At 69.1% G+C, this 14,935-nt stretch carries 14 protein-coding genes; 10 read left to right on the forward strand and 4 right to left on the reverse strand.

The window, feature by feature from the left end:
* The 3 genes from pcaG to pcaC are packed head-to-tail and all read left to right on the forward strand — an operon-like array spanning position 1 to position 3,052.
* Positions 1–558: a protocatechuate 3,4-dioxygenase subunit alpha gene (pcaG, locus tag ACLJPD_RS27105; RefSeq protein WP_410875928.1), complete on the forward strand. Its 558-nt coding sequence runs from the start codon at positions 1–3 to the stop codon at positions 556–558.
* Complete coding sequence (locus ACLJPD_RS27110) at positions 558–1,820, forward strand: lyase family protein (RefSeq protein WP_410875930.1); 1,263 nt, start codon at positions 558–560, stop codon at positions 1,818–1,820. Before pcaG ends, ACLJPD_RS27110 begins: the two co-directional genes overlap by 1 nt.
* A complete protein-coding gene (gene pcaC, locus ACLJPD_RS27115) occupies positions 1,817–3,052 on the forward strand; it encodes a 4-carboxymuconolactone decarboxylase (RefSeq protein WP_410875932.1) in 1,236 nt (411 codons plus the stop codon). The genes ACLJPD_RS27110 and pcaC overlap by 4 nt, the downstream gene beginning before the upstream one ends.
* 42 nt (positions 3,053–3,094) lie before the next feature.
* On the opposite strand, the gene ACLJPD_RS27120 is transcribed toward pcaC, so the two are convergent.
* Positions 3,095–4,216, reverse strand: coding sequence for an NADH:flavin oxidoreductase (locus ACLJPD_RS27120; protein WP_410875934.1), 1,122 nt, complete (start codon positions 4,214–4,216; stop codon positions 3,095–3,097).
* Between the two features lie 112 nt (positions 4,217–4,328).
* On the opposite strand from ACLJPD_RS27120, the gene ACLJPD_RS27125 reads away from it, so the two are divergent.
* The 3 genes from ACLJPD_RS27125 to ACLJPD_RS27135 all read left to right on the forward strand — a co-directional run bounded on the left by ACLJPD_RS27125 (position 4,329) and on the right by ACLJPD_RS27135 (position 6,789).
* Positions 4,329–4,793, forward strand: a complete 465-nt coding sequence (locus tag ACLJPD_RS27125; RefSeq protein ID WP_410875936.1) for a MarR family winged helix-turn-helix transcriptional regulator — start codon at positions 4,329–4,331, stop codon at positions 4,791–4,793.
* A 90-nt stretch (positions 4,794–4,883) separates the two neighbouring features.
* A complete protein-coding gene (locus ACLJPD_RS27130) occupies positions 4,884–6,065 on the forward strand; it encodes an AI-2E family transporter (RefSeq protein WP_410875937.1) in 1,182 nt (393 codons plus the stop codon).
* A gap of 106 nt (positions 6,066–6,171) precedes the next feature.
* Positions 6,172–6,789 carry a TetR/AcrR family transcriptional regulator gene (locus ACLJPD_RS27135; protein ID WP_410875939.1) on the forward strand — a complete coding sequence of 206 codons (618 nt, stop codon included), beginning with the start codon at positions 6,172–6,174 and terminating at the stop codon, positions 6,787–6,789.
* 45 nt (positions 6,790–6,834) lie between these two features.
* Here the strand turns inward: ACLJPD_RS27135 and ACLJPD_RS27140 are convergent, their stop codons facing one another.
* Complete coding sequence (locus ACLJPD_RS27140) at positions 6,835–7,899, reverse strand: lipocalin-like domain-containing protein (protein ID WP_410875941.1); 1,065 nt, start codon at positions 7,897–7,899, stop codon at positions 6,835–6,837.
* Positions 7,900–7,916: 17 nt separating this feature from the next.
* Positions 7,917–9,155: an oxygenase MpaB family protein gene (locus ACLJPD_RS27145; RefSeq protein ID WP_410875943.1), complete on the reverse strand. Its 1,239-nt coding sequence runs from the start codon at positions 9,153–9,155 to the stop codon at positions 7,917–7,919.
* Between the two features lie 173 nt (positions 9,156–9,328).
* Between ACLJPD_RS27145 and ACLJPD_RS27150 the strand changes: the two genes are divergently transcribed.
* Entirely contained in the window at positions 9,329–10,429 is a 1,101-nt protein-coding gene (locus tag ACLJPD_RS27150; protein WP_410875945.1) for a saccharopine dehydrogenase family protein, read from the forward strand.
* Between the two features lie 79 nt (positions 10,430–10,508).
* Here the strand turns inward: ACLJPD_RS27150 and ACLJPD_RS27155 are convergent, their stop codons facing one another.
* Positions 10,509–11,375: a helix-turn-helix domain-containing protein gene (locus ACLJPD_RS27155; protein ID WP_410875947.1), complete on the reverse strand. Its 867-nt coding sequence runs from the start codon at positions 11,373–11,375 to the stop codon at positions 10,509–10,511.
* A gap of 92 nt (positions 11,376–11,467) precedes the next feature.
* Between ACLJPD_RS27155 and ACLJPD_RS27160 the strand changes: the two genes are divergently transcribed.
* Genes ACLJPD_RS27160 through ACLJPD_RS27170 form a run of 3 tightly spaced genes read left to right on the forward strand, consistent with a single transcriptional unit; the run spans position 11,468 to position 14,883 of the window.
* Positions 11,468–12,259 (forward strand): SDR family oxidoreductase, encoded by a 792-nt coding sequence (locus ACLJPD_RS27160; RefSeq protein ID WP_410875949.1) that lies wholly within the window; start codon positions 11,468–11,470, stop codon positions 12,257–12,259.
* 11 nt (positions 12,260–12,270) lie between these two features.
* Entirely contained in the window at positions 12,271–13,350 is a 1,080-nt protein-coding gene (locus ACLJPD_RS27165; RefSeq protein ID WP_410875951.1) for a diacylglycerol kinase, read from the forward strand.
* A gap of 54 nt (positions 13,351–13,404) precedes the next feature.
* Entirely contained in the window at positions 13,405–14,883 is a 1,479-nt protein-coding gene (locus tag ACLJPD_RS27170) for an FAD-dependent oxidoreductase (RefSeq protein ID WP_410875952.1), read from the forward strand.
* Positions 14,884–14,935 lie beyond the last annotated feature (52 nt).

Consider the following 14,935-nt stretch of genomic DNA (forward strand, 5'->3'; position numbering starts at 1 on the left):
ATGAGCACACTCGCACCGACGCCGGGCCAGACCGTCGGCCCGTTCTTCGGCTACGCCCTGCCGTTCGAGGGGGGCGCCGAGCTGGTCCCCGCCGGTCGTCCCGGCGCAATTCGCCTGCACGGCAAGGTATTCGACGGCGCCGGGCTCCCGGTCCCCGATGCCATCATCGAACTGTGGCAGGCCGACGAGACCGGGTCCGTGCCGCAGGTCGAGGGCTCGTGGGCCCGCGACGGGTGGACCTTCACCGGGTTCGGTCGCACCCCTGTCGACGACACCGGCCATTACAGCTTCACCACGCTGTGCCCCGGCCCGACCGAGCCGCACCGCGCCCCGTTCTTCGCGATCACCGTCTTCGCGCGCGGGCTGATGCACCGCCTGTTCACCCGGGCCTACCTGCCGCTCGATCCCGCCACCGCCGCCGCCGATCCGCTGCTGTCCACGGTGGCCGAAGACCGGCGCGCCACCCTGATCACCCGGCCCGACGAGCACGGTTTCGTCTTCGATATCAGACTGCAGGGTCCCGGCGAGACCGTCTTCGTCGAATACGGCGCGCGCTGATGGGTGCGCTGCTGTGGCCGGGCGACGATCGCGCGGGCCACCACCTGTCCGACTCGGCGGTGGTTCGCGCGATGGTTGAGGTCGAAACCGCTTGGTTGGCAGCGCTTGTCGAGGCAGGGATCGCCCCTGCCGCCGCGGCGATCGACCTGGGTGGCACGGTCGGGGCGATTGATGTGGACGCGCTGGCGGTGGCGTCCGAAGCGGGTGGCAACCCGGTGATCCCGCTCGTCACCCTGCTGCGCGGTCGTCTCGCCGATGCCAACCCGCAGGCCGCGCGCTGGGTTCACCGCGGCCTGACCAGCCAGGATGTCCTCGACACCGCGCTCGTCCTCGGCCTGCGCGAGACCGCCGACGCCGTCCTCGCGAAGATCGACACCCAGATCGACGCGCTGGTCGCCCTCGCCGACCGGCACCGCGCCGACCCGATGGCCGGGCGCACCCTCACCCAGCACGCCGTGCCCGTCACCTTCGGGCTCACCGCGGCCCACTGGCTCCACGGTGTCCTCGAAGCCCGGGCCGACCTGCGCGATGCCCGCGACCGACTGCCGGTCCAGATCGGCGGTGCGGCAGGCACTCTCGCCGCACCGACCGAACTGCTGCGACTGACCAGCGGGCAGGGTGACGCGATCGCGCTCGCCCGTAGCGCGGCCACCCGGCTCGGGCTGCCGTGGTCACCGCCGTGGCACACCGTCCGAGCACCGCTCACGCGCCTGGCCGACGCCCTCACCCGGGCACTGGACGCGTGGGGCCACATCGCGGGCGACGTGCTGGTCCGCGCCCGCCCCGAGATCGCCGAACTCGCCGAACCCGCGGGACCCGGTCGTGGCGGCTCATCGACGATGCCGCACAAGGCCAATCCGATTCTGTCGGTGCTGATCCGCCGGGCGGCCATGACCGCTCCGGGCCTGGCCGCCCAACTCCACCTCGCCGCAGCGACCACGGTCGACGAGCGCCCCGACGGGGCGTGGCACACCGAGTGGACACCGTTGGTCGAGCTGGCCAGGCACGCGCTCACCGCCGCCGATCAGACCGCGGAACTGCTCACCGGACTGCACGTCGACACCGGCCGGATGGCCCGGCTCGTGCAGTCCGCGACCTCCGGGCTGCTCGCCGAACAGCACAGCCTCGCCCGCCTCGTCGCCGATGCCGCGGAACCGGACTTCGACCCGAGCCACTACCTCGGCAGCACCGATGCGCTGATCGACGAGATCCTCGCCCGCGCCGGGGAGCCCACCCACACCCGTGCCGAAGGAGAACGATGACGATCCCGACCGTGACCGGCGTGCAACTTGGTGGCTCCGCCGCCCTGCCGCTGCTGGTCTGTGGACCCTCACTCGGCACCTCGGCCACTGCGCTCTGGTCGGCCACCGCCGAACTCCTGGGCCAGCGCTTCCACGTCGTCGCCTGGGACCTGCCCGGCCACGGGCACCATCGCGCCGACCCGGTCGACGGCTTCACCATGGCCGAACTCGCTGAAGGCGTACAGACTTTCGTCGACGGCGTGCTCGCGGAGCGCGGCGAGCACGGCGGCAGCTTCGTCTACGCGGGCGACTCGGTCGGCGGTGCGGTGGGGCTGCGACTTCTTCTCGACCGGCCGGGCCGGATCAGCACCGCAGTCCTCGCGTGTACCGCCGCCCGCATCGGTGATGAGCAGATGTGGCGAGAACGGGCCGCGCTGGTCCGGTCCGGCGGGACCGCGGTCCTGGTCGAGGCATCCACCCGCCGCTGGTTCGCGCCCGGGTTCGTCGACCGGCAGCCCGAAGTCACTTCCGCACTACTGCATTCACTCGTCGACACGGACGCGTCCGGCTATGCCGCGGTCTGTGATGCGTTGGCGGGCTTCGATGTTCGGGGCGACCTGGCTCGGATCGAGACGCCGATCGTCGCCCTCGCCGGCGCCTATGATCCTGTCACCACCGTCGCCGCCATGGCCGAGCTGGCGCACGGAGTCGGCGACGGTCAGCTCGTCGTCCTCGACCGGGTTGCACACCTCGCGCCCGCCGAAGCCCCCGCCGACGTCGCGCGGGTCATCACGCAGGCCGCCGAATCCGGTTCCACGACAACGAGATACGGAGCCAGGTCGTCCGACGACGTCGAACCGATCACACTCGCTGACCGGCGGGCGGCGGGAATGGCGGTGCGCCGCGCCGTCCTCGGCGACGCCCACGTCGACCGAGCCACCGCCGCCACCACCGACCTGACCCGCGAATTCCAGGAATTCATCACCGATTACGCCTGGGGCGGCATCTGGACCAGGCCCGGCCTCGACCGTCGCAGCCGATCGATGATCGTGCTCACCGCGCTCATCGCCCGTGGCCATCACGAAGAACTCGCCATGCACCTGCGCGCGGCCCGCACCAACGGCCTCACCGACAACGAGATCAAAGAACTCATCCTGCAGTCCGCGATCTATTGCGGCGTCCCGGACGCGAACACCGCATTCCGCGTCGCGCAGCAGACACTGACCCCCGAAGAACGCACCGCGCCACAGTGAGGCACCTGCGGCGCGGTGCGCACCCCGACCGGACGGCCGGTGTCAGCTGAGCGTCTTCAGTGCCGCCGCGTCGTACGGCTTCAGCTCGTCGGTCCGGCCGGCCAGCACCTTGGCTGCCCAGTCCGGATCCTGGAGCAGGGCGCGGCCGACCGCGACCAGGTCGAACTCGTCGCGTTCCATGCGATCGAGGAGGTCCTCGATGCTGCCGAGGGCCGCGCCCTCACCGGTGAAGGCACGCTGGAATTCGCCGTCGAGGCCGACCGAGCCGACGGTGATGGTCGGCTTGCCGGTGAGCTGCTTGGTCCAGCCGGCCAGGTTCAGGTCGGAGCCGTCGAATTCCGGGAGCCAGTAGCGGCGGGTGGACGCGTGGAAGGCATCGACACCGGCGGCGGCGAGTGGGGCCAGGATCGCCTCGAGCTCCTGCGGGGTCTCGGCGAGCCGACCGTCGTAGGCGTCCATCTTCCACTGCGAGTAGCGGAAGATCACCGGGAATTCGGGCGAGACGACCGCGCGGACCGCGGCCACGATCTCGGCGGCGAACCTCGTGCGCTCCACCGCGTCGCCGCCGTAGCCGTCGTCGCGACGGTTCGTCCGCGCCCACAGGAACTGGTCGAGCAGATAGCCGTGGGCGCCGTGCAATTCGACGCCGTCGAAACCGATGCGCTCGGCGTCGGCCGCCGCGTCGGCGAAGGCGCCGATCACCTCGTCGAGGTCGCGCTGGGTCATCGCCTTGCCGGCGCCCTCGGTGCCGTCGCCGCGGATACCGGAGGGGCCGACGGCGGGGGCATCGGGGTACGGCGCCTCACCCTGCTTGCGGACCATCCCGATGTGCCACAGCTGCGGCACGATGGTGCCGCCCGCCGCGTGCACGTCCTCGGCGACCTTCGCCCACCCGGCCAACTGGTCCTCGCCGTGGAACCGCGGCACCCGATCGCTCTGCCCGGCCGACTCGTGGCCGACATAGGTTCCCTCGGTGACGATCAGGCCGACCCCGGCGGCGGCGCGGCGCGCGTAGTACGAACGAACATCGTCGCCCGGAACGCCGCCCGGGGAGAACATGCGCGTCATCGGCGCCATCACGATGCGGTTCGGGACGGTCAGGCCGTTCAGCGTGATGGGCCGGGACAGGATCTCGGCCGTGCGAGAGGCCTCGGAGACGATCACTGGATACTCCTCATAGCTACTTGACAATATCGAAGGTTGAGAACTTCAAGCAATGCCCACGGTAGAGACACATATTTGAGATAGTCAAGTTTCTGCGCATAAACTGGCACCCATGACAGCAGCTCCCCGCGTCGACACGGCCCAGCTCATGGAGCTGCTGTCGGTGTCGCTCGGCGCCTACTACGGGGACTTCACCGCCGCGGCGGCGAGTGAGAACCTCACCGCGAGCCAGGGCAAGACGCTGACCGTGCTGCGCCGGGGCCCCGTCACGATGCGCGCGCTGGCCGAGAACTTGGCCTGCGACGCCTCCAACGTGACCGGGATCATCAACCGGCTGGAGAAGCGCGGCCTCGTCCACCGCGAGCCGAGTCCCTCCGACCGGCGCGTCACCACTCTCGTCATCACCGCTGACGGCGAGCGCGTCACCGACGCGATCCGAGCGAAGATGCGCACCACCGAGGACGGCCTGAACCGGCTCAGCGATCAGGATCGGGAACACCTGTCCGACCTGCTCGAACGGGTTTTCCCCGCCCGTACCCCGAGCGTGTGTGTCGCCAGGATCAGCGCGACAGAATAACGCGCACAACGACCACGGCCCGGATCGTCGCCCGATGACACCGGTCACGGCACTCCACACCCGGCGAGCGATTCGTGTCAGACTGGCGGCGTGAGCGGGCAGGGGAAAGAACCCAGTGGGGCACAAGCGAAGCCGTCGCGTGATCGCGGTGACGTCATCGGCGGCGGTCTGATGTGGCTGGCCAAATGGTCACTGTGCGTCGTGGCGATCGCGGTGGGAGCGTGGGTCCTCGGTAACATCGCCGCCCGCCTGTGGGTGGTGCTGCTGCCCATCGCGCTGGCGATCGTGGTGACCACGGTCCTGTGGCCTTCGGCCCACTGGCTGATCAGCCACCGCTGGCCGCCTGCCCTGGCCGCGTCGACCACCCTGCTGGGATTCGTCGCGGTGCTCGCCGGGGTCATCGCGCTGATCGTGCCCTCGGTGGCCGATCAATCACCCGAACTCGCCGACAAGGCCACCGACGGCATCAACCAGGTCCGCGACTGGATCCAGGGACCGCCGCTCAACATTCGCGACGAGCAACTCGATTCCGCGGTCGAGGCGATCGTGGGGCGACTGCAATCCAGCGGCGCGCAGATCGCCGGCGGTGTGTTCACGGGTGTGTCCACTGCTACGTCGGTCCTGATCACGCTGTTCTTGGTGTTGGTGATGGTGTTCTTCTTCCTGAAGGACGGCTCACGCTTTCTGCCCTGGATGCACGTGGTGTTCGGCGCCCGCAGCGGCCGCCACGTCGAAGCCGTGCTGGAACGCGTCTGGGCGACTCTGGGCGGCTTCATCCGCACCCAGGCGATCGTCAGCTTGGTCGACGCCATCTGCATCGGCGCGGCACTGTTCATCCTCGATGTCCCCTTGGCACTGGTGCTGACGGTGATCACCTTCATCGGCGGATTCATCCCGATGGTCGGCGCGTTCGTCGCGGGCGCCCTCGCCGTCCTGGTCGCACTGGTCGGCAACGGACTCACCACAGCGCTGATCGTGCTGGGCATCGTCATCGCGGTGCAGCAGTTGGAAGGCAATGTGCTGCAACCGGTTCTGCAGAGCCGCAGCATGGAATTGCATGCCGTCATCGTGCTGCTCGCCGTCACCGCGGGCGGCTCGCTCTACGGCATCACCGGCGCGTTCCTCGCGGTGCCGGTGGTCGCGATGATCGCGGTGGTCATCCGCTATATCGGCGAGCAGGTCGACGCGGCCACCGGACCGGAACCGGAGGAAGCTGAGCCGGATATCGACGAAGCCGCGAAGACCCCGGCCGCTCCCGAACCCGGCGCATAGTTACAACGTCACATTTCTTGGTGATCCACGGCGTCGTCGCCGAAGCCTTCGCTCCTCCCCTGGCCGAGTACGGTTGGCAGCCCGCGATGCCGAGTGGAAGGTGCTCATGACCGAGAACTCGCGACCCGCGGTGCCGGTGTCCAAGCGCAAAGCGGCGGCGGCGCGTGGCGCGGTACGCAGGCTCGGCGTCGTGGACTGGACCGCGGCGGCCCTGCGCATCCTGCTGCGCGACGGCGTCGCCGCGATCACCATCGCCAAGGTGTGTGACGAGCTCGGGGTGACCAAGGGCAGCTTCTACTGGCATTTCGACGGCATCGACCAATTGCTCGAGACCACGGCGCAGTTGTGGTGCGCCGATCACAATGACGCGGCCCGCGGATTCCAGGATCTCGACGAGCTGGCGCCACAGGACCGCCTGAACCGGATGGGCGAGCTGCTCACCGGGGAGCGGGTGTGGCAGGTGGAGCTGGCGGTCCGGGACTGGGCGCGCACCAACACCAAGGTGGCCGAGGCGGTGAAGGCGCTGGATCAGCGGATCTTTCGCACCCTGTCCGAAACCCTGGTCGACATGGGATTCTCGGCCGAACAGGCGCAGATGCGCGCGGGGCTGATGTGCTTCGCCGGCATCGGTTTCGTCCACGGAAATCAGAACCTGCCCGTGCCGACCGAGGATCAGCGCCGCGAGTTCTTCCGGTTCATCACCAGCACCGACGCGCCCCGATGATCAGTTGACCTGCGGTGCGCCGCGTCGGTGGGCACGACGCGGCCATCAGGTCAGCGCGACCAGTTCGTGCAGCGTGGTCCCACTGCGCCGCTGCGGTCCGCTCTCGGTGCGCACGGTCAGCTCGAAGCTCGACTCGAACCGGAAGTAGCCCGGGTGCCCGACCAGCCGATGCACCAGCGGTTTGATCAGCCGGGAACGCACCACCGGAAGGTCGTCCAGGAGATCGTGGGCGTGGATCACCCGCACCACGTCCAGCCGGAGTTCGAGCTTGCCGGGCACGCGCAACTCGACCCACTCGGGGTAGGCGCGGCCCGCGGTGGCGTCGAAACGGGCCGGTCCCTCGGTGAGAACGGTTTCGCCGGTGGACAATACGATGTCGGCGTGGTGCGCGAGCATCAGCGGGTTGATCTCGTGTCCGCCGCGGCGCTGCTGGGTCAGCACCGAGGCGAACAGCAGCGAATAGTCCTCGACGTACAGTCGGCCCCAATGCCAGCGCTCGATGATCTTCTTCATGTCGCCGACGCCCCAGTTGTGGTCGTGATATCCACGTCCGGTGACTTCGTGGCGCACGCCGTCGAGTTCGATCGCCCCGGTCACCCGTGCGCGCGGGGCGCCGACCATCCAGCCGAAGGAATCCGCTGTGCCGAAACGGGTTTCGCCCTTGCCCGGCATCCAGCTCGGCACTTCGTTGTGGAATTGCAGGTCGAAGACGATGCCGCCCTCGGCCATGCGCAGGTGATGGGTGGAGGGGCGGTCGTCGCGGAACTCGGTGCGCGCGGTGTTGTCGCCGACGCGGACAGCACAGGCGTCGGCCGAGAACGCGGTCGCCGAGCGCGGGTAGCGTCGCGACACCTGGCGGCGCGTGCCGTCGGGGGCGTAGACGATCATCTCCACCCAGGGACGGGCCAACGGCAGGTCTTCGGGCCTGCGTTTGATCAGGAAGCCGATCACCACGTGGCCGGTGTCGAGGTGGGCGTCGAAATACCAGTGTTCGAAGGCGAGATTGCTCGGCGAGGGATGTAAGCCGTTGTGGCGCGGTTCGACCGGGGTCAGTACCGCGTCGCGGCGGCCGGGGCCGTTCCATACTTCGACGATGTCCGCGGTGGTCATGGCTGCTTTCGGTGGGTTCATCGGCGCAGTGCGCCGCTGGCGTCGAAGGCCGCTTCGCGACCTCGCATCTGGGCTCGGTACCAGTTCTCGCGGTGGGCGAGCATGAGCTTCTCGTGCGCTCGCGCGAACGGCGGGCAGATCCGGCGCGTGATCTCCATCGCGGTGATCAGCGGAAACCGCAGGATCGGAATCAGGATCCACGGGAAGGCAGGCGGCATGGTGTACCGGCGACGGGTCCCCGGGGCCATGTACATCGCCGAGTACACGGAATTGATTCGGAAGTTGTACATTTCGCGCGCACGGGTCAGCCCACGGTGGCCGTCGCGAGGCGCGAAAGCGGCGGGATAGGACTCGATCAGTTCGGTGCCGTGCTGACCGGAGTCAAAGGACCGCGACGCGACGGTCATCGCCAGAACCCGCAGCCCGTCGGAGACCGTTTCCGGATGCCAGCGCAGCCGCACGCCGAGCAGATGGCCCATGTACTTCTGAAAGTGCAGCAGCGCACGGATTTCCGACGGTGTCGTCTGATAGCCCAGCGCCCACAGGCCGAGACCGGGCGTCACGCTGCCCGCGAGCAGGGTCAGCATCTGATAGGTCTGGCTGATCGGCAGCCCCCAGCGGTCGATGTCCCACTCGGGATGCTCGGCGACCTTGGCCCGCACCGAGACATGCATGACCCGCACCTTCAGCGCGGTGGCCCGGCCCGCCGATCCCGGGGTGAGCAACGCGTCGCGGGCCGAGACATCCATCCAGAACCGGGTGGTCTCCAGGAATCGGCGCAGCGCGCTGTCGCCCGCGTAGCCACCGGCCAACGACAGCGGCGTCGCGACCGCGGCCTCGGTGTACATCTCGAGCGTCTCGGCACCGGCGAAGCTGAACAGCATCGTCCCCCAGCGCCGCCAGATCGCCGCGCCCTGCTCCACCAGCTCGGGCACCACCCAGTCGGGCACCGTCTCGAACTCGGCGAACAGCGCGCGCATGGATTCCGGGGCGTCGGGTATCGCATCGATGCCCTCGGCCAGCGCCGTCTCCAACATCTGTCGCCCGGCTTTCGACCCGATCTCGCCGTGCATCACCTCGGCGACGAACCGCTCGGCCACCGGGTCGCCGGTGAACAGGTCCTCGCACAGGGCAATCGCCTGCTCGTCGGTGGGGAACAGCCGCTGCCTGGTCACCGCGGTGAAGAGTCGTTCGATCCGACGCACCGTCGGGGTGCTACGGGCTTCCCAATAGCGAAAAGCGGTGGGGCACTGCACCGGTGACCTCCTTGACGCGCGCGGCTCTGACCGCGATCGACATCGACCGTACTACCTCGAACAGTTTTCCGTACCTTGAAGTACGGAAAGAACAACCGCGGACAGCGCCTCTCCCCTGGACGCGGGAAGGTCGGTAGTGTTGGCAAGCGGCCAACCATGAGGAGACAGCGGCGATGCCGAAAATCGTATTGCTCGGGGCAACCGGGTACACCGGACGTCTGACAGCCGAAGTCCTCACCGCACGTGGCGCTGCGCCCGTGCTGGCAGGACGCAACGGACCAGCCCTCGAGAAAATGGCCGCCGACCTCGGGGGCGCGCGGACCGCGGTCGCCGACGTCACCGATCCCGCTTCGGTGCGCGCTCTGCTCGATCGCGGCGATGTCCTCGTCACGACGGTCGGCCCATTCCTGCGCCATGGCCGCCCCGCACTGGCCGCGGCGATCGCCGCAGGCGCGCACTACATCGACTCCACCGGCGAAGGCCCCTTCATCCGCACCGTGTTCGAACACGACGACCAGGCCCGCGCTGCCGGGGCAGGCCTGCTGACCGCGTTCGGGTTCGACTACGTGCCGGGCAACCTGGCCGCGGGACTGGCCTTGCGTGAGGCCCCGACCGCTGCCCGAGTCGACGTCGGCTACTTCATCGAAAGTCCCGGTACCAGCGGCGGAACCCGCGCGTCCATGGCCGGAATGCTGTTCGAATCCGGCTTCGCCCTGCGCTCCGGTCAGGTCGTCGCCGAGCGAACCGGCGCACATCTGCGCTCCTTCGATGTCGGCGGAAAGCGCCTGACGGGTACCTCGATCCCCGGATCGGAGCATTTCGCGCTGACTCGCTCCTACCCGAACCTGCGCGAGGTCGACGTGTTCCTCGGCCTGCCTCCCCTCGCGGCACAGGGGCTGCGCTTCGGCTCGCGACTGACCTCGGTCGTCGCGCGGGTGCCCGTGCTCAAGCGTGGATTCAACGACGCTCTGGCCCGAGCCGTCAAAGGGTCGACCGGTGGTCCCGGCGCCGAAGCGCGCGGCCGCACCCGTACCTGGGTGGTCGCTGAAGCGCGCGATGACGCCGGAAAGAGTTTGACGAGCGTCACGCTGGCGGGCGGCGACCCCTACGATTTCACCGCGGCGATCATGGCCTGGGCAGCCGAGACCGCACTGGGCGGTGGCCTGCTCGACTCCGGCGCGCTGGGCCCGGTCGACGCGTTCGGCCTCGACGCACTCCACACCGCCGCCCTCGACGCAGGCTGGACCCGCCACCCCGCTGCCCCTACGAGTTGAAGTCGATGTAGCCGACCGCCTACTGCACTGTTACTCGGAGCCTCGAACGGGCTGTACCTACTGGTCCGACCACAGGTTTTCACAGCACCGCGGACAGCGCCTCGGCTCCCCGCCTGATCGTCGTGAGGTAGCGCGCGCGGTCGTCGCGGCTCACCGCGGACCGCAGTGGACCGATCTGCACCTCGTACGGCGCCTCGGCGCCGTCGAACACCGGTGCCGACAGGTAGCTCACGGGTAGTGCTTCCGTGCTGTCGAGATCGGCTTCGCGATAGGGGCGGGCGGTGAGGCGGGACAGCTGGCGCAGTACGCGAGTGCGTAGCTCGGGCTGCATCACCTCGGCACCGACCGCTCCGAGCAGTTCCGCGAGCACGTCCACCAGTCCCGCGTCATCGGAGTCGGGCCGAAACACCGCGCACCCGTGGGTGGTGACGAACCGCAGCAGTGCCGCGGCGTCGCGCCCAGCCGGTCCGGTCGCGCTCGCCGACCATGCTTTTCGCTCGGCCTCGGCCCGCCACGGCATCACCGCGGCACCGGCCGGATAGCCGAGCGGAATGGACTGCCCCACTGCGAGTCCGGGCAGAATCCGCGCACCGAGCGCGTACTCCTTGGCCACCACGGTGAGTCTGCCGTCCGCGATTCGGCTCAGTGTCACGCCGCAGTGCGCGGCCACGGCCAGCGCCTTCAGCTCGGCGCTCACCGCCGCGTTCGGCACCTCCGCGACGACCGGGCGCAGTGTGGCCAGCGCGGGACCCGGACCGAAACGGCGTTGACGGTCGCGACGCACCCAGCCCGCGTCGGTGAGTTCGGTGAGCACGGCGGTGACGGTGGCGCGGGCGAGACCGAGCGCCGAGGCGACTTCCGACGCGGTCAGCATCCGCTCGGTGCGGGTCAGCAACTCCATCACCTCGATGACCCGGCGGGTCGGTGGCGATGCGGATTCCGGCATGACACCCCTTGTTCGCGGGCGCGTCCCGCCCTACACTGCCTCGACTATTCGCCACATATTAGTCGAGTATTCGACGCGTCAGAGGTGGGACCATGATTCTCGACCATTTCCGTCTGGACGACCGGGTTGCCGTCGTCACCGGAGCGGGGCGCGGGCTCGGCGCCGCGATCGCCATCGGTTTCGCGCAGGCGGGCGCCGACGTGGTGATCGCCGCGCGCACCGAGACCGACCTGCGACAGGTCGCCGAACAGGTGGCGGCAGCGGGTCGACGCGCACACATCGTCGTCGCCGACCTCGCCGATCCCGACACCGTTGCCGGGCTCGCCGACATCGCGGTGGAGCAGTTCGGTCGCCTCGATATCGTCGTCAACAATGTGGGCGGCGCGATGCCGAAGCCGTTGCTCGACACCTCCCCCGCCGATCTCGCCGAGGCCTTCGGCTTCAATGTCGGCACGGCCCACGCCCTGGTGCGGGCCGCGGTTGCGCCGATGCTCGCGACCGCGGGCACCGGCTCGATCATCAACATCACCTCGACCATGGGCAGGCTCCCCGGCCGCGCGTTCGCCGCGTACGCGACAGCCAAAGCCGCCCTGGCGCATTACACCCGCTCGGCCGCCCTCGATCTGAGTCCGCGCATCCGGGTCAACGCCATCGCACCGGGCTCGATCCTGACCTCGGCCCTGGCCGTCGTCGCGGGCAACGACGCCATGCGGACGCAGATGGAACAGGCCACCCCGCTGCGCCGACTCGGTGAGCCGACCGATATCGCTACGGCCGCACTGTTTCTCGCTTCCCCGGCCGGATCGTTCCTCACCGGAAAGGTCCTCGAGGTCGACGGCGGGCTCATCGCACCGAATCTCACCCTCCCCCTTCCCGATCTGTGAGGACAACGACCATGACTCATCGTGTAGTGCACTGGGGCACAGGCAATGTCGGACGGCACGCGCTGGCGGGCGTGCTGGCCGACCCCCGGCTCGAACTGGTCGGCGTGCACGTGTCCGGGCCCGACAAGGCGGGCCGCGACGCCGCCGAACTCGCCGGAACGACCACCGCCAGCGGCATTCGCGCCACCACCGACACCGAGCGGATCCTCGAGCTGCGTCCCGACTGTGTCGTCTATACGGCCATGACCGACAATCGGCTGATGGAGGCGCTGGCCGACCTGCAGATGTTGCTGTCGGCCGGCATCAACGTGGTGGCCAGCGCGCCGGTGTTTCTCCAGTACCCCTGGGATGTGTTGCCCGCGAACCTGCTCGAACCGGTGGAACAGGCCGCGGCACAAGGTAATTCGTCGTTGTTCGTCAACGGCATCGACCCCGGCTTCGCCAATGATCTGTTGCCGCTGGCCCTGGTGAGCACCTGCCGTGCCGTCGAGCAGGTGCGGTGCCTCGAGATCGTCGACTACTCGACCTACGACAATCCCGCGGTCATGTTCGACATCATGGGCTTCGGCCGCCCGATGGACGAGATCCCGCTGCTGTTGCAGCCGGGCGTGCTGTCGCTGGCCTGGGGCAGCGTAGTGCGCCAGCTCGCCGCCGGTCTCGGCATCGAACTCGACTCCGTCACACAGGATTACGAGCGCATCCCCGCACCGGAGACTTTCGATATCGACTCGGGCACCATTCCCGAGGGCACCGCGGCCGCCCTGCGTTTCGAAGTGCGCGGCATGGTCGGTGACCGGGCGGTGACCGTGCTCGAGCACGTCACCCGGCTGCGTGCCGACCTCGCCCCCGACTGGCCACAGCCCGCGCGCGCGGGCGGGTCCTACCGCGTCGAGATCACCGGTGAACCGCACTACACCCTCGACCTCGCCATGTTCAGCGACCACGGCGACCACAACCACGCCAGTCTCGTCGGCACCGCCATGCGTCTGGTGAACGCCATCCCCGCCGTCGTCGCCGCCGCCCCCGGCATCCGCACCACCCTCGACCTCCCCTTCATCACCGGTACCGGCCTCGCGAACACGAGGATCTGATCGCGCTGCCGGTGTGCGATCGTTTCGATCGACACACCGGGGTATGCGCACTCCATGACACCCTTTTGGTTCACCGACGCGCCGACGCCGACCCGACTACCGCTCGGTGGTGACATCGAGGTCGACACGGTGGTGATCGGCGCCGGGATCGTCGGATTGACCACCGCCGCGCTGCTCGCCCAGCAGGGCCGCGAAGTCGCCGTGCTCGAGGCACGCCAGATCGGTGCCGTGACCAGCGGCGCTTCCACCGCGAAGATCTCGCTGCTGCAGGGCACGCGGGCCCAGTCGATCGCCGACCGGCACGGCATCGCCGTGCTGTCACGGTATGTGGCCGCCAATCAGGGCGGTTTCGACTGGTTGCTCGACTTCTGTGCCGAGCACGATGTCGCTACCCAGCGCGTTCCCGCCGTCACCTACGCGCAAGACGCCGACGAGTTCGCGGCGGTGCGCGCCGAGTACGAGGCCACCCGTGCGGTGGGCCTGCCCACCGAGCTGATCGACGAGTTCGAGGTGCCCTTCCCCACGCACGGCGGTGTCCGGCTCAGGGAGCAGGCACAGGTCGACCCGGTCGCGGTGCTCACCGCGCTCGCGGCCGACATCGAAGCGCACGGCGGTCAGATCTTCGAATCGACTCGCGCGCAACGCCTTCGCCGACACCGGGGCGGCGTCGTGATCGGCACCGACCACGGTGAGGTCTCGGCCATGAACGCGATCGTGGCGACCGGATCACCGGTCTTCGACCGCCGCGCCATCGTCCCGCAGCTCACCGCCGAGCGGTCCTACCTCGCCGCGTTTCAGGTACCGGGTCCGATACCGCGGGAAATGTTCGTCAGCGCCGGTCAGCCCACCCGTTCGCTGCGCTGGTGCCCCACCGAAGCAGGCGATGTGCTGCTGGTCGGCGGCAACGGCCACGACGTCGGCCGCGTCGATTCCGAAGCCGATCACGTCACGGAGCTGCTGGACTGGACCGATCGCTGGTTCCCCGGTGCGCGACTACTCGATCGCTGGTCCGCGCAGGACTACCACCCGATCTCCGAACTGCCCTACGTCGGCCCCGTGCAGCTCGGTGCCGACGAGGTGCAGTGCGCCACCGGGTTCGCCAAGTGGGGCATCACCAACGGCGTCGCCGCCGCGCTCGCCCTGGCCGGGCGCCTGACCGGGCGACAACCCGTCTGGGCAGGCGACCTGGCCGGCCGGCGAAGCGGAGCGGTCAAGACCCTGTTCGCGGGCGCGCAGTCGAACGCCACCGTGGCCCGGCATCTTTCGACCGGATGGCTGCACCTGTTGGCCACCGATTCCGGAACGACCCCGCCCGAAGGAGCGGGCAAGGTCGAACGTCGCGGCCTGCACCCGACCGCGGTGTGCACCGTCAACGGTGAGACCCACGCCGTGTCGGCGGTGTGCACCCACCTGCGTGGCATCGTGAACTGGAACGACGCCGAGAAGACCTGGGACTGCCCCCTGCACGGCTCCCGTTTCGCGCCGGATGGCACCGTGCTGGAGGGCCCGGCTACCGCACCACTGCCTCGGTGACTCCGCGGTTTAGGAACCCCTATCCGCGGTACGACCAGATTGGGCGGTCGAA

Source organism: Nocardia sp. A7, assembly GCF_046549215.1.
Classification (GTDB): Bacteria; Actinomycetota; Actinomycetes; order Mycobacteriales; family Mycobacteriaceae; genus Nocardia.